Here is a 22,798-nt window from a genome sequence, read left to right as displayed (position 1 = left end):
TGGCGCGCAGAAGCTGTTCCACCTCGTCATGCAGGGCCGTGTCGCACACGAGGTGGCTCACCAGCCCCCCCCCGCACCGCGGCGAGGACGGCGGGGGCCCGTTCCGCTCCCGAGGCGACCCCGATCCTGTGGTGGGCCGAGCGCACCTGCGCGACGCTTGCCGAGACGACCATCCCCGCGATTGGAGTGTCCAGCTCGTGGCCGGACTCGTCAAGGAGGAGGCCGGAGACCTCCGCCACCGCTCCAGCCCGCGCCGCCGCCCGGGCAAGGTCCTCGCTCACACGCGGCCACACGGTCGAGGTGTCCGGCGACCACCCGTCGATGGCGAGCACGGCGACGTCGAGCGAGTCCGCGCGTCTCAGCGCCACGTCGATCTCGGGAGACTTCTTCAGGGCCGCGGCCTGGTCGACCACGAGGGGCGCCCACAGGGGCCAAGCGGTGCGGCTGCGAAGCTCGGCGAACAGGCGCGGTGACTCGCTCTCCGTGGTGTCGTCCGTGCGCAGGGCACCGGCGAGCTGGACGATATCGTTGTGCGGCAGCTTGGGAAGGTGCTTCACCGCGTGCTGCAGGGCGCCGGACCAAAAGATCCCGAGGGTGTCCCCGTCCCGGAGCACCCGCGTGATCTCCCGGGGAACGGCCCGGCCCAGGGCGTCCCGGTCGGCGGGCCACTGGGTGGTCCCCACCGTGACGAGCCGCCGCAGACCGACTGCGCGGGCGAGCTGCTCATCGGGGCTCTCGAGTGGCACGGCGATCTCGATCCGCGCGATCCCCGTGTCTTTCGCCTCCTGCAGCAGGGCGGGCCACCTGGAACCGGGAGAGCCCGGACCGCTTGCCCAGGGAGATTTTGGAGGCGCCCTCCACGGAGTAGCCGTGCCTCAGGTTGGCGAGCAGGTGCCGACGCCGCCCGGGGTCGGTGGGCGGCCAGGGGGTCCTCGGCGGTCATGGGACACCGCTTCCAATCCTGATGGGAGCGAACAGGGTCACTGCTCCCGTGATCCTATATGGTCCGAGTCACACGCTTCCGGGGCCTCGCGGCACCCGGCGGCACCGGTGCGGTGTGGTCCGGCTACGGCAATGGGGACCCGGTGGCAGCGTGCCACCGGGTCCCCATCCGCGTGCGCCGTCGTGAGGGCGACGGCCGCGGGTCAGCCGCGCGGGATGTTGCGCAGGTTGGAGCGGGCCATGGAGACGGCCTCACCGACGCCGCGGTTGAGCACGATGCGGGACATCGCTGTGGCGAAGCCGAAGACCTGGTCCTTCTTGATCTCCGGGGGGATGGACAGGGCGTTGGGGTCGGTGATGACCTCCACCACGGACGGGCCCTGGTGGGCGAGTGCGGTGGTGAACGCGGACTCGAGGTCCTTGGGCTTCTCCACCCGGATGCCCTGCATGCCCATGGCGGTTGCGATCTGCGCGTAGTTCGCCTGGGGTACGTCCACGCCGAAATCCGGTAGCCCGTCCACGAGCATCTCCAGCTTGACCATGCCCAGCGTGGAGTTGTTGAACACCACCACGGTCACGGGCAGATTGTAGGTCGCCAGCGTCAGCAGCTCGCCCATGAGCATGGAGAGCCCGCCGTCGCCCGACATCGAGATGACCTGGCGTCCCGGATCGGCCAGCTGCGCGCCGATCGCCTGCGGCAGGGCGTTGGCCATGGACCCGTGCAGGTAGGAGCCCAGGATGCGACGAGTGCCGAGCGGGTTGATGTAGCGGGCGCTCCACACGTTGCACATACCGGTGTCCGCGGTGAACACGGCGTCCTCGGCGGCCACCTGGTCCAGGATGGACGCGGCGTACTCGGGGTGTATAGGCGTGATCTTCTCGACCTTGCGGGTGTACGCACCCACGGCCTTGTTCATGAGCTTGTCGTGCTTGGCCAGGGTCTTGTCCAGGAACGAGCGGTCGGACTTGACCGTGAGCTCGGGCAGCAGCTTGAGGATCGTGGATTTCACGTCACCGTGCACGGGGATGTCCACGCCGGTCCGGCGCCCGATCACGGTGGGATCGGTGTCCACCTGGATAGTGGTGACGTCCGGGAGGAACTGGTCGTACGGGAAGTCCGTGCCGAGCATGACCATCACGTCCGCGTCGTGCAGCCCCTCCGCCGCGGCGCCGTAGCCCAGCAGCCCGGTCATGCCCACGTCGAACGGGTTGTCGTACTGGATCTGGTCCTTGCCGCGCAGCGAGTGGCCCACGGGCGCCTTCAAGGTGTCTGCGAGGGCAATCACCTCGTCGTGGGCGCCGGCCACGCCGATGCCCGCGAAGATCGCGACCTTTTTGGCCGAGTTCAGGGCCTTGGCCATGCGCTCGACCGTCTCGTCTGAGGGGACCACGGCGCTCGGTGCCGGCACGGCGAACGGGCGGGCTTCCACGGCGGCGTCCGAGTCCGCGAGATCGCCCGGCAGGGTGACCACGGAGACGCCCGGGCTGGTGACGGCGAACTGGATCGCGGAGCTCACCACGGCGGGGGACTGCTGCGGGGTGCTCACCAGCTCCGAGTACACGGAGCACTCGGTGAAGATCCGGTCCGGGTGGGTCTCCTGGAAGTACTCGGAGCCGATGTACTGCGAGGGGATGTGGGAGGCTATGGCCAGTACGGGCGCACCGGAGCGGTTGGCGTCGTAGAGCCCGTTGATCAGGTGCAGGTTGCCCGGCCCGCAGGAGCCCGCGCACACGGCGAGCTTGCCGGTCAGCTGAGCCTCGGCGCTCGCTGCGAACGCACCGGCCTCCTCGTGGCGCACGTGCACCCAGTCGATCCCACCCTTGGCGGAGCCGCCGGTGCGGCGCACGGCGTCCACGATGGGGTTCAGGCTATCGCCCACCACGCCGTAGATCCGTTCCACACCTGCTTCCACTAGCTGCTGGACGATCTGCTCTGCAAGTTTCACACTGTCTCCTCGGGGGAACGGCCCGCCGCGGGAGCACCCGGGCTGGCATCACGAATGTCTCTGCCATCCAGGGTAGTCCCGGATCCTTGCGGTCAAAGAGATCTGTGGGCAACGGAACACCGGTGCGTGCGGCGTCCCACGAGGGCCCCGCGGCCGCTCGGTCCCGCGCCGCCGCGCGATCGCCCCGCACATGACATGATGGAGCCCGTGAGCATTCGCACACCCACCCCGTCCGATCGTGAGCCCACCGTGTCCCACGCGGGGACCACGGCGCCGCAGTTCCACGTGCATCTGAGCGGCCGCGGGAACGCGGGAGCGCCCCGGGCTCTGTCGCGCATCAGCGGGGCAGTGGGGAACACCCGGGTGCGGGTGCTCGAACCGTGGCACGGGCGCAGCGTTTCTGCGCCGTGGCCGGCGCCACCGGGGTCTCCCGGTGCGCGGCCTCCTCACCCCGGAAGGCGTGACCTTCCGTAGGACCTCCCCGACCGCTCGGCGGTCAGGAGGTTCCCGCCGCGACGAAGAACTCGGCCACCCAGTGAACGGGTGGCCGAGTTCTGCCGTTGACGGGGTGCCGCAGGCACGCCCCTGTTTCCCGGGGCGCTCACCGGGGGCCGGTGAGCGCCATACGGGACGAGCGGATCAGCGCTTGCCGGTCATCGTGGTGACGTCCAGGGCCTTGTCCAGCTGCTCCTCGGTGAGCTTCTCGCCGTCCACGTAGCCGAGCTCGATGGTGGCCTCGCGCACGGTGACCTTGTTGGCCACGGCGTGCTTGGCGATCTTCGCGGCGGCTTCGTAGCCGATGGCCTTGTTCAGCGGGGTCACGATCGAGGGGGAGGCCTCGGCCAGGAAGCGGCAGCGATCCTCGTTGGCCTGCAGCCCGTCCACCATCTTCTCCGCGGCCACGCGGGAGGAGTTGGCGAGCAGACGGATGGACTCGAGCAGGTTCGCGGCCATCACGGGGATGCCCACGTTCAGCTCGAACGCGCCGTTGGTGGAGGACAGCGCCACGGTGGTGTCGTTGCCGATCACCTGGGCGGCCACCTGGATGGTTGCTTCGCAGATCACGGGGTTGACCTTGCCCGGCATGATCGAGGATCCCGGCTGCAGGTCGGGGATGTGCAGCTCGCCCAGGCCCGTGTTCGGCCCGGAACCCATCCAGCGGATGTCGTTCATGATCTTCATGTACGAGTACGCGATGTTGCGCAGCTGTCCTGAGGCCTCCACCAGCCCGTCGCGGTTGGCCTGCGCCTCGAAGTGGTTGCGGGCCTCCGTGAGGGGCAGACCGGTCTCGTCGGAGAGCAGCTCGATCACACGCGCGGAGAAGCCGTCCGGGGTGTTGATCCCGGTACCCACGGCCGTGCCGCCCAGCGGCACCTCGGCCACGCGCGGCAGGGACGCGTCGATGCGCTCGATGCCGTAGCGCACCTGGGCGGCCCAGCCGCCGAACTCCTGTCCCAGGGTCACGGGGGTCGCGTCCATGAGGTGCGTGCGCCCGGACTTCACGACGTCCTTGAACTCCGAGGCCTTTTTCTCCAGGGAGATCGCGAGCACGTCCATGGCCGGCTTGAGGTCGTTGATCAGCGCGTTGGTCACGGCCACGTGCACCGAGGTGGGGAACACGTCGTTGGAGGACTGGGACGCGTTGACGTGGTCGTTGGGGTGGACCTCCACGCCCTCGGACTCGAGGGAGCGCGTGGCCAGGGTCGCGAGCACCTCGTTGGTGTTCATGTTGGAGGAGGTACCCGAGCCGGTCTGGAAGACGTCGATCGGGAAGTGCTCGTCGTACCGGCCAGAGGCCACGGCGTCCGCGGCGTCGCGGATGGCCTGGGCGCGCTGGGCGTCGAGGACACCCAGTTCCTCGTTGGCCGTGGCGGCGGCCTTCTTCACCTGCGCGAGCGCCTTGATGTGCTCGCGTTCCAGGGTGGTGCCGGAGATCGGGAAGTTCTCCACGGCGCGCTGGGTCTGGGCTCGGTAGAGCGCGTTCTTGGGGACGCGGACCTCACCCATGGTGTCGTGTTCGATGCGGTACTCGGTGTTTTCTGCCATGGCCCACAGTTTAGGCCCACGGCCCCGTCGTCAGCCTTCGCGGTCGCCGTACTACCGCGGTGCGGAGGACGACGACGCCGCGTGCCCGGGGAGCGCGCGGCGTCGTCATCATTCAGCAGGGCATGGGAGGTGGGATCCGGGAGGGGGACTCACGCGTCCCGGAACGCCGGGTCGTTGCTGTAGACGAGGTCCGCCTGGCCGTCCGAGAGGTGGTAGAACACGCCGACCACGGCGGCTTCGCCCCGGGAGACCGCGCCGGAGATCGCCGCGGACTGGTCGAGCATGCGCGCCGCGGTCTGCTTGGTGTGCTCCACGACCATGTCCTGTAGGTCCGTGTGGCCCTGCCTCCGGGCCTCGAGCACCGACGGCGTGATGCGCTCCACGAGGTCCCGCTGGAAACCGCGGGGCAGTTCCCCGGATTCCACGGAGGCCTTGGTCGCGGTCACGGCGCCGCACGAGTCGTGGCCGAGCACCATGATCAGCGGCGTGCCGAGGACCTCGATCGCGTACTCGAGCGTGCCCAGGACGGCGTTGTCGATCACCTGGCCCGCGGTGCGGATCACGAAGGCGTCGCCGAGCCCGAGATCGAAGATGATCTCCGCGGCCAGGCGGGAGTCGGAGCACCCGAAGATCACCGCGAACGGCTTCTGGGACTGCGCGAGGTCCTTGCGGCGCTGGGCGTCCTGGTGGGGGTGCAGGGTGTCACCCGAGATGAACCGGGCGTTGCCCTCCCGCAGTTTCCGCCAGGCCCCCAACGGGGTGCGGGGTGTGTTCTCCACGGCAGACGGCTGAGTGCTCACGCTGATCTCCAAATCTCGAAGGCACGATGGCTGGGCCGGGTCGGCTCGCTCGTGTCCTAGACTAGCCCCGGTTCCGGGACCTCGGTTCGACGACGTCGCTGCGCCCGGTCCCGCTGCCCGGCGTCACTGCCCGGACACGGCCCCCGCGACGTGCTCGAACTCGGCGCTCGGGGCCTGGCCGCTGAGCACCACCGTGGAGTCCTTGAGCTCACCGACCCACGCGGTGAACTCGTCCTGCTTGCCCGAGGCGTCACGGTGATGGATCTGCCATGTGATCCCATTGACCGTGCGCTCGTCCGTGGGCGGGATCAGCTGGGTGCGCTGCGCGAGCCACGTGGGATTGGACCGGGCGGTCTGCGCCATGTCCACCAGGTGGTAACCGGGGGAGAGGAAACCCACGTTCCACAGGGGGACGCCGTCCTGGGACTGCGCCTCCCAGCGCGCGTAGTTGGCGCTCCACCCGTCCCCCAACGCCGGGGCCGCGGGGGTGAACGGGGCCTGGTCACCCGCAAAGCGCGCCTCCTCGCTCACGTCCACGTGTGCTCGGTAGGGCTGGGCATCGGGCTTGGGCTGCAACCACAAAAACGGCAACAACAGGAGGATGAGCACGAGCATGGAGATGACCATGCCGCGGATGGGTGCGTTGATCCGCGAGGCCTGCTTGCGGGTGAGCTGCGGGACCGGCGCCTGACCCGCGTCCGGGGTGGCGGCGTCGTCGGCCGCGGCGGAGGCGGGCGCGGCGTGCGCGTCGCGGGGATCGGGGGAGGACCCGGCACCGGGACCGGAAGCGGAAGAACTCACGGACCCATTGTGCCGTGCTCCCGGGGACCGGCCCAATCCTGGGAACCCGGGGATATGCTGGACGTACGTGTCATGGTGGTGCCGCCGGGGCCCGGCAGGCGGCCACCGGGGCGACCCGAAACTCGAATGTGAGGAACAACGTGGCAGAAGCGACCCAGCAGAGCAGAGCGGGCAATGTGGCGGACCGGAATTTGGCCTTGGAACTGGTGCGGGTCACGGAGGCCGCCGCGATCGCGGGTGGCCACTGGGTGGGCGCCGGTGACAAGAACAGCGCGGACGGCGCGGCCGTGGACGCCATGCGTTCGTTCCTCTCCACCGTGGACTTCAACGGCACCGTGGTGATCGGTGAGGGCGAGAAGGACGAGGCCCCCATGCTGTTCAACGGCGAACAGGTGGGCGACGGCAAGGGCCCGGCTTCGGACGTCGCCGTGGACCCCATCGACGGCACCCGGCTCACCGCTCTCGGCATGAACAACGCGCTAGCCGTGATCGCCGTGGCGGACGGCGGCTCCATGTTCGACCCCTCCGCGGTGTTCTACATGGACAAGCTCGTGGTGGGCCCCGAGGCCGCCGATCTCGTGGACCTGCGCCTGCCCGTCAAGCAGAACGTGCACCTCGTGGCCAAGGCCAAGGGTGTCAAGGCCAACCAGGTCACCGTGTGCGTCCTGGACCGCCCCCGCCACCAGGGCCTCGTGGACGAGATCCGCGCGACCGGTGCCCGCACCCGCATGATCCTCGACGGGGACGTCGCCGGGGCGATCGCCGCGTGCCGTGAGGGCACCGGCGTGGACATCATGATGGGCATCGGCGGCACGCCCGAGGGCATCGTGACCGCGTGCGCCGTCAAGGCCACCGGCGGTGTGATCCAGGGCCGGCTGGCCCCCACGGACGACGCCGAGCGGGAGAAGGCCGCCGCCGCAGGACTCGACGTGGATCGGATCCTCACCACGGACGAGCTCGTGACGTCCGACAACTGCTTCTTCGCCGCCACGGGCATCACCGACGGCGACCTGCTGCGCGGTGTGCGCTACCGCGGGCGCACCATCACCACCCAGTCCATCGTGATGCGTTCGCGTTCGGGCACGGTGCGCATGGTCGAGGCCGAGCACCTGGCCAAGAAGTGGGAGAAGTACGAGCGCAACCAGGGCTGATCCCCGCCACTCTCTACACACCGCGCGCGTGTTCACCCCGGTCGGGGAGGGCACGCGCGCGGTATGTGCCCGGCTATGCTGGAACGCGTTGTGGGCCTGAGGAGAGGAAACCCCGTGGCGCTGAGCGTGACCCCCTGCGGAAATCGGAAGACCTGGGACGCCCGGGTCCGTGTCACGGGCGGACACCCCGAATTGCTGTGGGGCATCGGTGACGCCGAGGCCCTGACCGCGCAGGACGCCAGGGTCGAACGCGTGGCCGTGGATCGGGGTCAGCAGACCGTGGGCTACAGCCAGTTGGTGATCCTGCGGGAGGACCTGCACACGGTCGTGGACGCCCGGTCCCTGCACGTCAAGAATCCGCGCCACCTCACGGAGGTCCTGGCCGCGTTGCAGGACCACGCCCGCACGGCACACGAGGCCGCCGTGTTACGGGTGAGCCCGGACACCGACGCCACCCCCGAACTCACCGAGCTGCTCACCGGCGCGGGCTACCGCCGCGCGGACAAGCCCCGCAAGGGGGAGGCCGGACCGCGTCACCTCGTGGTGCGACTGGGCGAGACCGAGGGTGAGCTGTCCAAGCGGTTGTCGGATGACACGCTGCAGCGCTGCCGCGCCGGGCTGCGTGATTCCGGCGTGCGGGTGCGCCGGGTGCGCGCCTCGGACCGCGATCTGTCCAACGTGGGTCTGCGCAGTGAGTACATCCGTGAACTGTTACGCGCCGTGGGGGAGAACTCCGTGTTTCTCGTGGCCACCGAGCACCTCGAGGACGGGACGGAGACCGCCCTGGGGTACCTGTGGTTCGTGCACACCGGGGAATCCGCCATGATCTACCGGCTGGGTTTCACCGATCGCGCCCGCCAGCTGGGCGTGGACGACGCCCTCCTGCTCACGGGCCTGGTCCAACTGCAGCAGCGCCAGGTGCACAAGGTGCTCGCGGGGGACCCCGACCGGCCCTCGCAACCCATGGTGTTGCGCGAGCTCGCGACCGAGGAGCACGAGGCCCCCGGCACGTGGGAGTACCCGCTGCTCGGCGAGTTCCAGGTGGCCGGCCGTGTGGAGAAGACCCGGCGCCGGTTCCTGGGCAGACGCTCGAAGAACGCGGCCCCCGACGACCTGTTGCCGGAGCAGCCCGCGGTCCGCGACGACGCCGCACCCGAGCCGACGACGTCGGCCGCGGCCCCCCACAACGTGCCCCAGCCGGCACGCGCCGGGAACGCGACTGCCGGGTCCGCGGCTTTCGAGGGCTCGCCCGTCGAGCCATCCGACAGTCTTACCGCAGCGCGTTCCCGTGAGGACGACGCCGCGCCGTCCTCCCGGACGAGCCCCGGGGTGGACGCCGATCCGGATCTGGTGCGCTCCGCGGATCAGCTCCCGGGCGGTACATCGAAGGACTCCGGGGCGGCCCGTTCACCACGCTCGGCGCGGGGCGGCATGATCACGGGCATGCTTCCGGGCCCGCTGGCCCGCCGCAAGCGGACCGCGCAGTCCACCGGCACACCGGTCACCGGAACCCCGAGCACGGACGGGGACACGCAGAGCGCTTCGCGGCGTCAGAGCGCGGCCGCCGGACTGCTGCGTCGCGCCGTCGAGGAGGGCCGGGCGGCGGTCCGCGACGCCGCCCGCTGGTGAACGGGCCTGACCTGCGGCGCACGCCGTGGACGGTGTGGACGACTCGCGCGAGCCGAGGCGCGCGGCGCGAAGAGGGCCGTGCCTGGCCGCACGGCGCGGCCGGGACGAGACTTGCCCGCCCGGGAGACGAGCCCCGCCCGCCCGGGACGAACTCTGCCGGCGCGGGGTGGGACTACTTGCGGCCCGAGACCACGTTCGCGGCGCGCGCGACCAGCGACCGCGGGAGCACGCCCGTGAGGGCGTCCAGGACGTAGTACGCGCGCGGGAACACGAGCCGGGACCGCTTCTTGTCGAGTGCCGTGAGTGTCGCGGCCACGAGGTCGTCCGGATTCGCGGAACGGCCCAGCTCGATGGCCTGCGCATTGGCGACCGTGAAGAACTGGGTGTCCACGGGACCGGGGTTAACGCTCAACACGTGTACGCCGTGCTTGCGGGCCTCCACACCCACGGCGAGGCTGAAGCGGTCCACGAACGCCTTGGACGCGCTATACGTGGCCATGGACGGCAGGGGCTGGAAGCCCGCCACGGACGCGATGTTCACGATCGCGCCGTGCCCCGCGGCGGTCATGGCACCCAGGGCGGTGTGGGTCAGCGTCATGAGGGCCCGGACGTTGACCGTGAGCTCCTCGATCTCGTGGTCCAGGTCCAGGTGGGCGAACTCGCCGTGACTGCCGAAGCCCGCGTTGTTGATCAGCAGGTCCACGGGGTTGCGTTCCAGCACGTCCACGATGGTGTCGATCCCCTCGGTGGTCCCGAGGTCCGCCACGACGATCTGCGCGGTGCCGCCCGTGACGGTCTGGGACAGTTCCGTGAGCTTCTCGGTGCTGCGGCCCGTGAGGATCAGGCCGTAGCCGCGCTCGTGCAGGGCATGGGTGAAGGAACGTCCGATGCCACCGGTGGCACCCGTGATCAGGGCTGTGCGAGTCATGCGCCCACCCTACGCTCGCGCAGGGTGCGCAGTTTGCGCCGGGCTGCCCCGAGGGTCTCACGGCCCGCGCGCACCGCACCGTAGGCGGTGTAGCCCGCGCGGGAGACCGGCAGGTCCCACGTCCCCGGGTAGGACACGGGCTCGCCGCCGAAGGACTTCTTGAAGGACGTGAAGCCGTACCACTCGTGTTCGGGCCCCGCGCCCTCGGGAGCGGTGCCGAAGAGGTCGAACCACGTGAGCCCCTTCTCCTTGGCGTCCATGATCATGGTCACCACGAGCGGGATCCCCGCCGAGAGCTTCCGGTGGGTTTGGTCCGTGGCCGCGTGCGCGTAGGTGCGGGTGTCCTCGGAGTCGTACACGAGCGAGGCCGCGATCGGCTCACCGTCCAGCTTGGCGAGGTAGAGGCTCGCGGCACCCGCGGGCATGAGCGATTCCGCGACGGCCCGCAGGTAGTCGTCATGCTGCCGATTGAAGTTGCGCCGCTTGGCGGTCGCGTCCAGGAAGGTCAGCAGGTACCGCACGTCCGCGGGATCCTCGGAGCGCTCGATGCTCACGCCCTTCTTGTGGATGTTGCGGTAGAGATTGCGGTTGGTGGACTTCATGTCCTTGAGCAGGTCCTTGGCGTCCTTGCGCAGGTCGATCAGCTGGGTGTGTCCCGGTTGCACCTGGCGCGGCGCGAGCTTCATGCCTCGCCGCTTGAGCGATGCCTCCGGGGTCTCCAGACCGTCCACCGGGTGACCGTTGATCGGCTCCACGCGCACGAACCAGCACCGGTGCGCCTCGGCCTGCGCCGTGAGGTCCGCCAGAGCGGCGTCGAACGTGTGCGGGGAGTCCGCTTCGGGGCCGTACGGGCAGTACAGGTACCGTCCGGTGCGCCCGCCCTCGACGGTCGCGAGGTACCGCCAGCCCGGCCCATTCGCCTGGATCACGCGGTGTCCGATGCTTTGCTGAAACCGTGCCCATTCGGGGGACTGCAGGATGTTCGCCACGCCCTCAACTGTACCGAGTGCGCGGGCCCGGGGTGCCGGGTCAGGGGACCGAGCACGTCCCGTTCGGCGACAACTGCTCCTGCACCGGTACCTTGAGCGCGGCGGGCACGACCACGGCCGTCCCGACGCCCGCACCGCCGCCCAGCGCGGACACCCCGCCCGTTCGCGCCGCACCCTGGGAACCCACGGTGCCGGGCGTGTCGGCGGACGGCACCGCTGCGTCGCCGCGCGCGCCCCCGGCGGCCTGGGCGTCGTCGCCGTTCGCGTTCGCCAGGACCCGGGAGACGTCGGACTGGAATTGCGCGTAGTCCGGATAGGTGGGGAAGGACTGGTCGTAGTAGGGAGGACCCGCCGCGTACGCCTGCAGCTCGTGGTCCTTGGCCTTCGTGGCCACGGTGACCATGGAGCCGATCGAGGACTGCGGGATGTCCGTCTCGAGGATCTGCTGGCCAGAGCTCGCGAGCTCGTCGAACTTGGTGGCCACCGCGACCGGGTTCAGCTGCGCGAGCATCGCGGCCTGGACGCAACGCTGCCGGGCCTGGCGGTCGTAGTCCGTGGCGCCCTCGCGGGAGCGGGCGTACCACAGGGCGTGGTAGCCGTCCATGTGCTGGGTCCCGGGCTCGATCCACCCCAGGATGGGGTTCTTCAGCCCCGTGTCCAGGTTGGTCCCGCCGCCGATCGGTACGCGGCCACCCACGTTGATGTCGATCCCGCCGAGCGCGTCCACGAGGGACGCGAAGCCGTCCATGTCGATCAGCGCGTACGCCTGGATCTTCAGGCCCGTGACGCCCTCGGCGGCCTCCTTGGTGGCCTGCGCCCCGGGATCGGCGACGTCCGGGTAGAGGTCCTTGTGGTTCTGCATCACGTCCGTGTAGACGGCGTTCATGATGCACTCGTCCCCGCAATTGAACCCCTCGGGGTAGACCGCGTTCATGGGGGAGTCCGCCGGGAACGGGACGTTCTGCAGGTTGCGGGGCAGGGAGATCGTGACCGTCTGCCCCGAGGAGGCGTCGATGCTGAGCACCGTCATGGAGTCCGGGCGGCGGCCCTCGCGGTCGTCACCGGCGTCACCGCCCATGAGCAGGATGTTATAGCGCCCGTCCGCCGGGGCGAACGGCATGCCCCCGCCGAAGATGTCCGAGACCGCGTTGCGGGCCACGGAGACCAGGTGCGCCGCGTAGCCGAGTCCCCCTCCGGTCACGAGCATCGCGAGCACGGTCACGAGCACCACGGCCCGGCGCGTCCCGTCCCCGAGCAGCCCGGGTCTGATCAGGCGCAGCGTGTCGAACCACAACAGCACCCACCCGATCGCGAGCGCCACGAGGCCGTACATGAGCACCGCGGAGGTCACGGTGTTGGTCAGCAACCAGATCAGCGCGCTGCGCCACACGACCCACAACAACAGGGCGGCGAGCACGAGCGCCCACACCACGGCGGTCACGCGCACGGCGATCCGCCCCAGGCCGCGTCGGCCCGCCACGAGTTGCGCGGAACCGGGCACGAGCAGCGTGGTACCCAGCAGCCACCAGGCCCGCTTGGTGCGGGTGGCGGGTGCAGCGAACCGGGGACTCCTGAGGGGATCCCCCACGCGGGAACGCGATCGTCGCGGCCCGTCGCCCGGGTGACGCTCGGCGGTGGCGCCCGCGGGCGGCTCGTCCGATGCGGTGTGGGAGCCCGACGCCACGCTCTCGTAGGCCTTGGTGGCCGTGGGATGGGGGGCGGCGTCGTCGGGCCGGTCGCTGGATCCGTTCACGTGCAACTCCGTGCTGAAGGGGAAGTCGGTGTTGCGACGGGCCATGGGTGCGGGCCCGCCGGGCCGGGATCCATCAGAGGAGAACGGATCCCGACCCGATCATTGTGCCTTGTCCGCCTGGGTCCGGGCCGACAATGCACCCCGAAGGGGGTGGCGCTCAGTCCTGGGAGGCGGTTCCGCGGCTCACGGCGTCACGCAGCACGGAGCCCTTCCGGTGCGCCGCTTCCGAGAGCTCCTGTGCGAAGTCCCGCAGTCGTTCCCGCAGGTCCTGCCCGGACGCGTCCGACGCCGATCCCAGCACCCGGGCGGCGAGCAGACCGGCGTTGCGGGCGCCGTTGATCGACACCGTGGCCACGGGAACCCCCGCGGGCATCTGCACGATGGACAGCAGGGAATCCATGCCGTCCAGGGTCTTCAACGCCACGGGCACCCCGATCACGGGCAGCGGCGTGACGGACGCGAGCATGCCCGGCAGGTGGGCGGCACCGCCGGCCCCGGCGATGATGACCCGCAGGCCACGCTCGTGGGCGGTACGGCCGTACTCGAGCATCTCGGTGGGCATCCGGTGCGCGGAAACCACGTCCGCCTCGTACGGGACCCCGAGTTCCTCGAGGGCCTCGGCCGCGGCCCGCATGGTGGCCCAGTCCGAGTCCGAGCCCATCACGAGACCCACGCGCGGGGCCTCGTCCTGACCGGACGGGACCGCACCCCACGGTTGCCGCTCGGGAGCATCGCTCACGTCGGTGGGTCGCACCCCGCGGTCCTCGCCGTCGCGCAGGATGCTCGCCGCGTGGGTCGCGATCTCCCGCAGCCGCTGCACCTCGTGGGCGCCGCCCACCACGTTGACGTGACCGATCTTGCGCCCCGGGCGCACGGACTTGCCGTAGTTGTGGATCTTGGCGCGGGGTTCCGCGCTCAGTGCCTGCGGATACGCGGCGAAGAGGTCCTGGTTGTCCCCGCCCAGGTAGTTCTTCATCACGGCCGCCCCGGCCACGACGTCCGTGGCGCCCAGGGGCCAGTCCAGCACGGCGCGCAGGTGCTGCTCGAACTGTCCCGTGACGGATCCGTCCATGCTCCAGTGGCCCGAGTTGTGGGGGCGCATGGCGAGCTCGTTGACCGCGAAACCCGCGTCCGTCCCGGGGGTCTCGAACAGCTCCACGGCCATCACTCCGGTCACGCCCAGTTCCTCGGCCAACCGGACCGCGGCGTCCTGTGCCGCGCGGGCCACCTGGGGATCCAGGCCGGGGGCGGGGGCGATGACCTCGTCGCACACCCCGGCCACCTGGATGGACTCCACCACGGGCCACGCCACGGTCTGCCCCGAGGGCCGGCGCGCGACCATCGCGGACAGTTCCCGCGAGAACGCGACCGCTTCCTCGGCGAGCAACCCGGCGCCGTCGTCCTGGCCGGTGGCGCGTTCGAACCACTCGGCGGCGGTGCCGGTGCCGGCGTCCTGCGGGCCGTCGACCTTGAGGACGCCCTTGCCGTCATACCCGCCCCGCGGGGTTTTGAGGATCACGGGCCAACCCACGCGCTCGCCGAACGCCACGAGTTCCTGCGGGGAGTAGACTTCCTGCCACTGCGGATTGGGCAGGCCCAGCTCGGCGACGGCGCGGCGCATCACGAGCTTGTCCTGCGCATGCACCAGGGCGGACGGCCCCGGACGCACCGCCACACCCTGCGACTCGAGCGCGCGCAGATGCTCGGTGGGAACGTGTTCGTGGTCGAACGTGAGCACATCCACGTCCGCGGCGAAACGCTGCAGGGTCTCGAGATCCGTGTAGTCACCTGTGGGTGCCGTGCGCACCGCGGCCACGGCACTGACCTCCGGGCCCTCGGCCAACACGCGCAGTTCCACGCCGAGAGCGACGGCGGCGGGGGCCATCATGCGGGCCAACTGCCCGCCGCCCACCACACCAATGACAGGACCGGTAATGGGAGAATTCACGGTTTCAGGCTAGCGCCACAGCGGACGTTCAGCCATTTCGGAGTACGATGCACTCAATCTTCCTGCGGAGGCCACATCATCCGTGTCGTGGCGGGTCACGGGTCGGCGGCGGGCCACGCCGGTGCGGCCACCCATCCCTCTTCCCCGAGCGTCAGATTGGGATCGAATCTTGAACAAAATGTTTGATCGCGCACACGCGCTGTGGAATCTGTTCGTCAAAGAACTCGCGAAGTTCGGGGTTGTGGGTGCGGCTGCGTTCGCCATCAACGCGGGCCTGGTCTGGGTACTCATGCACACGCAGTACTTCGCGGAAAGCCACATCAAGGCCAAAGTGGTCGCCACGGTCGTGGCCATCATCTTCTCGTGGGTCGCCAACCGGTTGTGGACCTTCCGGGACAAGCGCCAAGAGGACAAACGCAAGGAACTCGTGCAGTTCCTGGTGGCCAACGGCATCGGCATGGGGATCGAACTCGGGTGCCTCGGGGTCAGCTACTACGTCCTGGGCCTGACCTCCGCGACCGCGTCCTTCATCTCCGGCACGATCATCGGTACCATCTTGGGCACGATCTTCCGCTACTTCGCCTACCGCTTCTGGGTGTTCAGCACCAAGCTGGACCAGGACCCGGACTTCGCGAGCAGCCCGGACCAGGAACTCGCGTTCATCACCGGGCAGATCCCCGTGATCCCGCAGCGCGAGGACAAGACGCCCCGACACGACGACCCGGCATCCCACCACGGGAACCCGGCGCCGCGGCCCGAGGACACGGTGGCGAACACCCTTCCCGAGCAGGACGTGCGCCGCGCGTCCTGATCCGCGAGGACCGTCGAACAGGGCGCCTGCACCAGACAAACGCCGGCCGGACCACCGCCGGTCGCGCGGCCCGGTGCAGGCGCCACCGTGTTTCGGTGTCAACCGCGGGTTGCGCGCTCCTGGTCCAGGACAGCGGCCGTGGCGTCCTCGGGACGCGCGGTCAGCAACACCGCCCCACCGGCCGTGATGATCCCCAGGGTCCGCAGGGCCGCGTTCTCGCCCCAACCCTCGGTGAGCGGCAGGTACACGGTGCCCTCGTCGGTTCCGGCGAGCTCCAACGCTCGCGGCAGTACCTCCGCGTGGGTCACCCCGGACGGCAGGGCCACGCTGTCGGGTTCCGGGTTCTCGAGACCCCCGTACATGTCCGGTTGGGCCCGGACCTCGTCGCAGAAGTCCACCGCGCCCTGGGGCAGGGGCCCCGAGCACTCGAAGGCCAGTGCGGGTTCGGCGACCACCAGCAGGGTCTGGGCCGCGGCGTCGTCGTCAGGGTGAGACTCCGGGTACGCATGGACCACCGAATCCGGTTCGGGATGACGCGTGAAGTCCACGCGCGCACCCGCGCGTAACGCCGCGAACGTGAGCACCGCGAGTCGCCAGTGCGGCACGGGGGAAATCGTGAGGACGTCGGAGGCGCCGACGTCGAGCTCGTCCACGAGCAGCCCGGCGGCCTTCTCGACCCAGTTCACGAGGACCCGCCCGGACAGCTCGACCCGTTCGGCGCCGTCGCGCCAGATCAGAGCGGGGGTGGGGCGCTCGGCCACGGTCTGCAGGGCCTGGGTCAGGTCTGTGGGTGTGCGTCCCACGAGGAAACTCCTTAGGGTATGTGACGGAACCACGGGTTCCCGGACGGCGCGCCGGTGGACCCGGGAAGCCCAGGATACTCGGCTTGACTCAGTAGGACTTACACGCGTGTAATTAGGGGATCCACCGGGATATCGACGGTGTACGCCCCTACGTGGCGGACTCGTTTTCGGTCGGGACAACCGGGCTGGTTGAGGACATTTGAACAGCGAACGCGTGGGACGGAAGGAGTGACATGGGAGAGGCCGCACGCCGCCAGATCGATGCTCGGGAGGACTACGAACCCGGGTCGACCGGGGGTGCAGCTCCCGTGGACTGGTTCGTGGATCCCGTGGATCAAGCCCGGGGGGACTCGGGTGTGACCACACTGGACGATCTCGCCACGGCCTTCCTGGCCGCACACCCCGAGGTCGCCGGGGACGTGCTCCTGCGTTCCGACCGCAAGAAGCCGCGTGAACCGCAACCCCCCGTGAGCACCCCCCAAGACCTGAGCACCACCGAGGTCCACGACGTCCAGAGCGTGGACGCCTCCGTGTGGCAGGCCGTGGCCGGGCTGTACTCCGTGAGCGAGGGTGACGCCGAGGGCGAGCTCGCGTGGCAGACCGACGCCCTGTGCGCCCAGACCGATCCCGAGGCCTTCTTCCCCGAGAAGGGCGGGTCCACCCGGGACGCCAAACGCGTGTGCGAGGCGTGCCCCGTGAGCGGCAAGTGCCTGGACTACGCCATGGCCAACGACGAGAAGTTCGGGATCTGGGGCGGCCTGTCCGAGCGCGAGCGGCGCAGGCTGCGTCGCCGGGGACGCTGAACCCCGTGGCTGCTCCCGAGACTCCGCGGCGCACGTGCTCCAAGCAGATGTGCAACCGTGACGCGGTGTGCACTCTGACCTATGTCTATTCCGATTCCACCGCGGTGATCGGTGCCCTGTCCGCGCGGAGGGAACCGCACGCGTACGACCTGTGCCCCGTGCACGCGGACTCATTGACGGCACCCAAGGGCTGGCGCGTGGTGCGCCTGGAGTCACCGGACGGCTGGAGCCACGACGACCTCGACGCTGTGGTGGAAGCCGTCCGACCGGACGAGGATCCCGCACCCCACCGCACGGCGCGCGGTACGTTCCTGGGCGCCGTGCGACCGCCCGGGGCTGCGCGACCCTCGGGCCCGTCCCTGTCACGGGGTCCCGTGTTGCGCGACGTCTCCTACCAGGGCCGCGATGACGAATCCCGGGCCGACGCCGATTCCTCCGGCCCCGCGGGCGATTCCGGTTCCGCCGAAATGCCCCGTTCCGAGGGCTCCGCGGGCGCCAATGGCGTGCGCCCGGCGCGTCATGTTCCCATGGGCCGTTCCGGGGTGAATACCGGCTATTCTGTAGCGACGCGTACGATTGCGAACGCAAATACGCAGGTGGGGCAGCGCATGGACTTCGTCCCCCTCCCCGCAGCCCTGCGCACCCCGCACTGGCGGCGGCCGTAACCCGGTTGCCCCGTCCGGGTGGGCTGCGAGACCGTGATTCCCACGGCCGCCGTTCTCCCCCCGATGTGAGGTGCCCATGAGACTCCCTTCCCACCACCGCGATCCGCTGCCCGGGACACCGCGCGAGCCCGCGCGTCCCGCCGGGGCGAGCGCGCGGCGTCGTCGTCCGGGCATCGCGTGCCTCGCTCTCGCAGGGCTCCTGGGCCTGAGCGCGTGCGCCGGGGGGAACGACGCCACCCCGGCAGCGCCGTCGTCCGCCGACGCCGCTCCATCGAGCCCCGCGCCCACGAAGAGTTTCGGGACCGTGCGGGTCGAGGTGAGCCCGGCCGCCGACACGAGCATGGTCAACCCCGTGGACCCCGTGGTCGTCACAGCGGACGGCGGGGAACTCACGGACGTGACCGTGAGCGCCGCGGGCTCGGGGGAGCGGGTCGAGGGCGAACTCGCGCAGGACGGCCACGAGTGGCGCTCGAAGGCGCCCCTTGCGTTCGACGAGACCTACACGGTGGACTACACCGCGCGCTCCGGGGACCGGGACAGCACGGGGCAGTCCGTGTTCAGCACGGTGGACGCCGCCCACGAGGCGGACGTGGCCCTCAACGTCAAGGACGGGCAGACCTACGGCGTGTGGCAGGTCGTGGAGTTCAACTTCTCCGAGCCCGTCATGAACAAGGACGAGGTCGAGAAGGCCGTGACCGTGGACGGGGCGCACCGCAACGGCGCGTTCCGGTGGTACTCGGACCGCAAACTGCGCTTCCGCCCCGAGCAACCGTGGGACCCGAACGCCCAGGTGAAGGTCACCGCGAACATCCTGGGCAAGGACCTGGGCAACGGCATGATCGGCAACGGCAACAAGACCGTGTCCTTCCGCACGGGACCCGAGCAGCGCGCGTTCGTGGACAACAACACCAAGACCCTCGTGGCCTACGTGAACGGCAAGGAGACCGGTCGCTGGCCCGTGACCCTGGGCAACCCGGACTGGCCGTCCACCACGGGCAAGAAGGTCATCATCGAGCAAGCGGCCTCCTACGAGTTCAAGGCGTCGTCGCTGAACCTCAAGCCCGGCGACCCCCACTACTACCCGCCGTTCGAGGCGTCCAACGTGTCCCGGCTGACGTGGAGCGGCGAGTTCATCCACCAGGCGCTGCCGTCCGCGATGCCCGTGCTGGGCGTGGCCAACGTGTCCCACGGGTGCGTGGGGATGCCGCCGGAGGGTGCGGCCTACATTTTTGAGACCTTCCGCCCGGGTGACATGGTGGAGGTGGTCAACACTGACTACCCCCAGGCCGATCCCGACGATGGCTACGGGGACTGGAACATCCCGTTCGAGCACTACTCGGACGAGGACTGGCACGGAAACTGGTGATACAGCCCGGTGAGCTCCTCCATCCCACGCGGCCCCTGGCCCCGCCCCACCGCGGTGCAGCGCATCCTCCAGGGATTCCTGGCACTCACTCTGCCCGTCCTGCTCGTGGCGCTGGGGGTTCGACTCGTGGCCACCCCGGTCTTCCTGTGGCTCGAGTACCACCGCCCCGGCTTCCCCACTGACCACTGGGGGATGAGCACGCAGGAACGGATGACGTTCGGTTCCTACGGGATGGACTACATCATGAACCTGGCCCCGCCCGAGTACTTGGGCGGTCTGGTGAGCAGCGAGGGTGGCATGGCGTTCACCCCGGCGGAGGTCTCTCACATGCGGGACGTCCAGCACGTGATGTATTGGGGGCTGCTGATCGCGTTCGTCCTGCTCGTGCTGAGCGTCCTGGCGGCCTGGTACCTGCACCGGGCGACCCCGGGGACCGCCTCTTCCGCGTGGTTCGCGGGCTCGTGGCTCACCGTGGTCCTGTTGCTGCTCACGGCCGTGTTCGCGGTGGTGGGGTGGCAGAGCTTCTTCGCGGCGTTCCACTCCTTGTTCTTCAGCTCCGGGACGTGGACCTTCAGCATCTCGGACACCCTGATCCGGCTCTATCCCACCCAGTTCTGGATCGACGCCGCGATCGCCGTGGCGCTCGTGGCGCTCATCGGGGCGTTCGCGGTCATGCTCGCCACGACCCGCCGGATGCGGGCGGCACGCTCCTTCAGATCCACGAGGTGAACCACATCCGCCAGCGCCAGTGCTCGTAGGGAATGGTCTGGGCGGTCCACACGGGCCAGAAGAACACCGCGAGCACCACCACGAGCAGCAGGAACACCACGCTCACCCTGCGCCAGCGCCGCGCCCACACCGGTGAGATCACCTGCTCGTGCACCGCGGCGGACGGCGTGCCCGCGGTGGCACCCAGGCGGGGGACCGCGAGCTTGCCTGTGAGCACCCCGATCGCCCCCGTGATCAGCAGGACCATGGCGGGGAAGTAGGACAGCGCGTAGAAGAAGAACATCGTGCGTTCCGGGTAGAGGAACCACGGGAGGTAACCGGCCGCGTACACGCCCACGAGGGCACCGAAGCGCCAGTCACGGAGCACCGCCCACAACCACAGTCCCAGCAGCACCGCCAGGATCCCCACCCACCACACGGCGGGGTTGCCCAGGTTGAGGATGGCCTGGCTGCACGAGTCCACCGTGCAGCCGTCCACGCCTCGTCCGGGGGATTCGTAGAAGTAGGACGTGGGGCGGGCCATGACCGGCCACGTGGCCGGGCCGGCCATGTACGTGTGGTGCGAGGACAGCCCCGCGTGGAACGAATAGGCCGCCACGTGGTACTCCCACAGGGAACGTAGGGCGGTCGGGAGCCACTGCGGGCCGTCGCCCGGGTTCAGCTCGGCCCAGTTGCGGTTGTAGCCCGTGCTCGTGGTGAGCCACCCGGTCCACGTGATCACGTACACCACCGCGCCCACGCCGATCATGCTCAGGAATCCCCACGGGCCGTCCTTGAGCACCGCACCGGCGAACCAGTTCTTGACCCCGGCGATCCGCCGCGCGTTCATGTCCCACAGCACCGCCAGGATCCCGAGCGCGGCGATGCTGAACAGCGCGTTCCACTTCACGGCCGCGGCCGCACCGCACGCCACGCCCGCGGCGATCCGCCACCACCGCACGCCCAACCACGGGCCCAGGACGCCGCCGGGGCCGCGGGCGAGCAGGCGGCGTCGACCGTCGTCGCGGTCCAACAGGACGAAGACGAAGGCGAGCAACAGGAAGAACATGAGGAAGACGTCCAGCAGGGCCAGGCGGGACTCCACGAGGTGCAGCCCGTCCAGGGAGGTCAGCACACCGGCGATCGTGGCCAGGGTGACCGAGCGGAACAACAACCATCCCGCGCACCAGATCACGGCGATGGACGCCGTGCCGAACAGGGCCGCGGAGAAGCGCCACCCGAATGGGTCGTCCGCGCCGAACAACCACAGCCCGATCGCGATGAGCCACTTGCCCAGGGGCGGGTGCACCACGAAAGAGGGGTGACCCTGTGTGTCTGGGATGTTCCCGGAGACGAACCCCTCGTCCGCGCCCTCGGGCCATTGCTGCTCCGTGCCGTGGAGCAGCAGCGAGTAGGCGTCCTTGAGGTAGTACGTCTCGTCGAAGACCACGGCGTGCGGCCACGACAGGTGCACGAAGCGCAGCACCCCGCCCAGCAGGGTCACGAGCGCCAGGGGGACCCACCAGTACCGGGGCAACCGGGTGACCGCGGGGAGCAGGCGGTCGCGCACGGAGGGGGCCACGGGTGCGGTCGAGGCGGGGGAGAAGACAGTCGAGGGCACGGATCCCATCGTAGGGTGCACCCCTGGAGATTCAGCCCGGCCACGGTGGCGTCACCGCGTTCGACCGGCGGACCTTCGTAGAGTGGACGGGTGAGTTCACAGACATCGACGACCACCCCCGGCACCGAGGACCACCGCCCCGGTGCCGTGGTGGTCGTGGGCACCCCCATTGGCAACCTCTCGGACGCGTCCCAGCGGCTCAAGGACGTCCTGCACACCGCGGACGTGCTGGCCGTGGAGGACACCCGCACCCTGCACCGCCTGGCCTCCGGGCTCGGCGTGACCGTGACCGGGCGGGTGGTCACCCACCACGAACACAATGAGAACGCGCGCACCGGCGAACTGCTGGACGATGTGCGCCGCGGTCGTACCGTGGCCGTGCTCTCCGACGCGGGCATGCCCACGGTCTCCGACCCCGGGTTCCCGCTCGTGCGCGCCGCGGCCGAGGCGGACCTGCCCGTGAGTGTGCTCCCCGGGCCCTCGGCGGTCCTCGCGGCGCTCGCGGTCTCCGGGCTGCCCACCGACCGGTTCACGTTCGAGGGCTTCCTGCCGCGTAAGACGGGCGAGCGTGCGGCCCACCTCGCGACCCTGCGGGACGAACCCCGCACCATGGTCTTCTACGAGTCCCCGCACCGTCTCGCGGAGATGCTCACCGCGCTGCGGGAAGCCCTGGGCGCGGACCGGCGCGCGGCCGTGTGCCGCGAGCTGACCAAGCTGCATGAAGAGGTGCTGCGCGATGACCTCGCGGGTCTGGTCGAGTGGGCCGCGAACAACCAGGTGCGCGGGGAGATCGTGGTGGTCGTGCATGGTGCCCCACCGGCCGTGGCTCCCGAGCCCGAGGACCTCGTTCAGGAGGTCGAGCACCTCGTGGCCACGAGCGACGTCAAGCTCAAGGCCGCCGCGCGCGAGGTGGCCACCGAGCACGGGGTGAGCACACGCAAGCTCTACGACGCCGTGATCACCGCGCGCGGTCAGAACTGACCCGACCCGCGGTAATGGCGCGCAGATATGTAGGACGACCGTCTCGCCGACGAGTGCCCCTCGGGTCGGACTTGCCGGTCTCCGTGCAGTGATGACGGCGCGGCCCC

19 protein-coding genes and 1 pseudogene are annotated in these 22,798 nt (G+C 70.0%); 8 read left to right on the top strand and 12 right to left on the bottom strand.

The genetic code is table 11. From position 1 onward, the window contains the following. Nucleotides 1-26 precede the first annotated feature (26 nt). The 5 genes from IE157_RS08820 to IE157_RS08800 all read right to left on the bottom strand — a co-directional run bounded on the left by IE157_RS08820 (nucleotide 27) and on the right by IE157_RS08800 (nucleotide 6,535). A complete protein-coding gene (locus IE157_RS08820) occupies nucleotides 27-746 on the bottom strand; it encodes a sugar-binding domain-containing protein (protein ID WP_193519753.1) in 720 nt (239 codons plus the stop codon). A 399-nt stretch (nucleotides 747-1,145) separates the two neighbouring features. Further along, nucleotides 1,146-2,888, bottom strand: a complete 1,743-nt coding sequence (locus IE157_RS08815) for a pyruvate dehydrogenase (RefSeq protein WP_193519752.1) — start codon at nucleotides 2,886-2,888, stop codon at nucleotides 1,146-1,148. A gap of 639 nt (nucleotides 2,889-3,527) precedes the next feature. Next, complete coding sequence (locus IE157_RS08810; protein WP_193519751.1) at nucleotides 3,528-4,934, bottom strand: class II fumarate hydratase; 1,407 nt, start codon at nucleotides 4,932-4,934, stop codon at nucleotides 3,528-3,530. Nucleotides 4,935-5,083: 149 nt separating this feature from the next. Beyond that, nucleotides 5,084-5,734 carry a carbonic anhydrase gene (locus tag IE157_RS08805; protein ID WP_082943280.1) on the bottom strand — a complete coding sequence of 217 codons (651 nt, stop codon included), beginning with the start codon at nucleotides 5,732-5,734 and terminating at the stop codon, nucleotides 5,084-5,086. Between the two features lie 123 nt (nucleotides 5,735-5,857). Next, on the bottom strand, nucleotides 5,858-6,535 hold the full coding sequence (locus IE157_RS08800; protein WP_064846180.1) for a DUF4245 domain-containing protein: 678 nt from the start codon (nucleotides 6,533-6,535) through the stop codon (nucleotides 5,858-5,860). 140 nt (nucleotides 6,536-6,675) lie between these two features. On the opposite strand from IE157_RS08800, the gene glpX reads away from it, so the two are divergent. Together glpX and IE157_RS08790 are read left to right on the top strand one after the other, a co-directional pair. Then, nucleotides 6,676-7,686: a class II fructose-bisphosphatase gene (gene glpX / locus IE157_RS08795; protein ID WP_064846181.1), complete on the top strand. Its 1,011-nt coding sequence runs from the start codon at nucleotides 6,676-6,678 to the stop codon at nucleotides 7,684-7,686. A 75-nt stretch (nucleotides 7,687-7,761) separates the two neighbouring features. Next, nucleotides 7,762-9,315, top strand: a complete 1,554-nt coding sequence (locus tag IE157_RS08790) for a hypothetical protein (RefSeq protein ID WP_156523393.1) — start codon at nucleotides 7,762-7,764, stop codon at nucleotides 9,313-9,315. 172 nt (nucleotides 9,316-9,487) lie between these two features. Here the strand turns inward: IE157_RS08790 and IE157_RS08785 are convergent, their stop codons facing one another. The 5 genes and pseudogenes from IE157_RS08785 to IE157_RS08770 form a co-directional block, all read right to left on the bottom strand. Beyond that, nucleotides 9,488-10,243, bottom strand: a complete 756-nt coding sequence (locus tag IE157_RS08785; protein ID WP_193519750.1) for an SDR family NAD(P)-dependent oxidoreductase — start codon at nucleotides 10,241-10,243, stop codon at nucleotides 9,488-9,490. Continuing rightward, a complete protein-coding gene (locus IE157_RS08780) occupies nucleotides 10,240-11,232 on the bottom strand; it encodes a peptidoglycan bridge formation glycyltransferase FemA/FemB family protein (protein WP_193519749.1) in 993 nt (330 codons plus the stop codon). Before IE157_RS08780 ends, IE157_RS08785 begins: the two co-directional genes overlap by 4 nt. A 40-nt stretch (nucleotides 11,233-11,272) precedes the next feature. Next, nucleotides 11,273-12,985, bottom strand: a complete 1,713-nt coding sequence (locus tag IE157_RS08775) for an LCP family protein (RefSeq protein WP_098055429.1) — start codon at nucleotides 12,983-12,985, stop codon at nucleotides 11,273-11,275. 157 nt (nucleotides 12,986-13,142) lie between these two features. Next, a complete protein-coding gene (gene purE / locus IE157_RS12910; protein WP_318281421.1) occupies nucleotides 13,143-13,649 on the bottom strand; it encodes a 5-(carboxyamino)imidazole ribonucleotide mutase in 507 nt (168 codons plus the stop codon). A 102-nt stretch (nucleotides 13,650-13,751) separates the two neighbouring features. Further along, nucleotides 13,752-14,873 (bottom strand): annotated as a pseudogene (locus tag IE157_RS08770) (5-(carboxyamino)imidazole ribonucleotide synthase); the annotation flags it as partial. Between the two features lie 238 nt (nucleotides 14,874-15,111). Between IE157_RS08770 and IE157_RS08765 the strand changes: the two are divergent. Continuing rightward, nucleotides 15,112-15,744: a GtrA family protein gene (locus IE157_RS08765; RefSeq protein ID WP_064846186.1), complete on the top strand. Its 633-nt coding sequence runs from the start codon at nucleotides 15,112-15,114 to the stop codon at nucleotides 15,742-15,744. Between the two features lie 98 nt (nucleotides 15,745-15,842). On the opposite strand, the gene IE157_RS08760 is transcribed toward IE157_RS08765, so the two are convergent. Then, complete coding sequence (locus tag IE157_RS08760) at nucleotides 15,843-16,547, bottom strand: TIGR03089 family protein (RefSeq protein ID WP_064846187.1); 705 nt, start codon at nucleotides 16,545-16,547, stop codon at nucleotides 15,843-15,845. 233 nt (nucleotides 16,548-16,780) lie between these two features. Here IE157_RS08760 and IE157_RS12905 point away from each other — a divergent pair, with 233 nt between their 5' ends. The 4 genes from IE157_RS12905 (at nucleotide 16,781) to IE157_RS08740 (ending at nucleotide 20,110) form a co-directional block, all read left to right on the top strand. Next, nucleotides 16,781-17,350 (top strand): WhiB family transcriptional regulator, encoded by a 570-nt coding sequence (locus tag IE157_RS12905; RefSeq protein WP_064846188.1) that lies wholly within the window; start codon nucleotides 16,781-16,783, stop codon nucleotides 17,348-17,350. Between the two features lie 5 nt (nucleotides 17,351-17,355). After that, complete coding sequence (locus IE157_RS08750; RefSeq protein ID WP_318281405.1) at nucleotides 17,356-18,015, top strand: DUF3499 family protein; 660 nt, start codon at nucleotides 17,356-17,358, stop codon at nucleotides 18,013-18,015. Nucleotides 18,016-18,091: 76 nt separating this feature from the next. Further along, nucleotides 18,092-19,381 carry a L,D-transpeptidase gene (locus IE157_RS08745; protein ID WP_193519747.1) on the top strand — a complete coding sequence of 430 codons (1,290 nt, stop codon included), beginning with the start codon at nucleotides 18,092-18,094 and terminating at the stop codon, nucleotides 19,379-19,381. 9 nt (nucleotides 19,382-19,390) lie between these two features. Next, nucleotides 19,391-20,110, top strand: coding sequence for a TIGR01906 family membrane protein (locus tag IE157_RS08740; protein ID WP_193519746.1), 720 nt, complete (start codon nucleotides 19,391-19,393; stop codon nucleotides 20,108-20,110). Here the strand turns inward: IE157_RS08740 and IE157_RS08735 are convergent. Further along, entirely contained in the window at nucleotides 20,094-21,719 is a 1,626-nt protein-coding gene (locus tag IE157_RS08735; protein ID WP_193519745.1) for a dolichyl-phosphate-mannose--protein mannosyltransferase, read from the bottom strand. The genes IE157_RS08740 and IE157_RS08735 overlap by 17 nt on opposite strands. Nucleotides 21,720-21,800: 81 nt before the next feature. On the opposite strand from IE157_RS08735, the gene rsmI reads away from it, so the two are divergent. Then, nucleotides 21,801-22,691 (top strand): 16S rRNA (cytidine(1402)-2'-O)-methyltransferase, encoded by an 891-nt coding sequence (gene rsmI, locus IE157_RS08730; protein ID WP_193519744.1) that lies wholly within the window; start codon nucleotides 21,801-21,803, stop codon nucleotides 22,689-22,691. The last annotated feature ends 107 nt before the right edge of the window (nucleotides 22,692-22,798 follow it).

The organism is Kocuria marina (assembly GCA_014652975.1).
GTDB lineage: Bacteria > Actinomycetota > Actinomycetes > Actinomycetales > Micrococcaceae > Kocuria > Kocuria marina.
The sequence above is the reverse complement of the archived record's forward strand: the minus strand, read 5'-3'. Positions and strand labels throughout refer to the sequence as shown.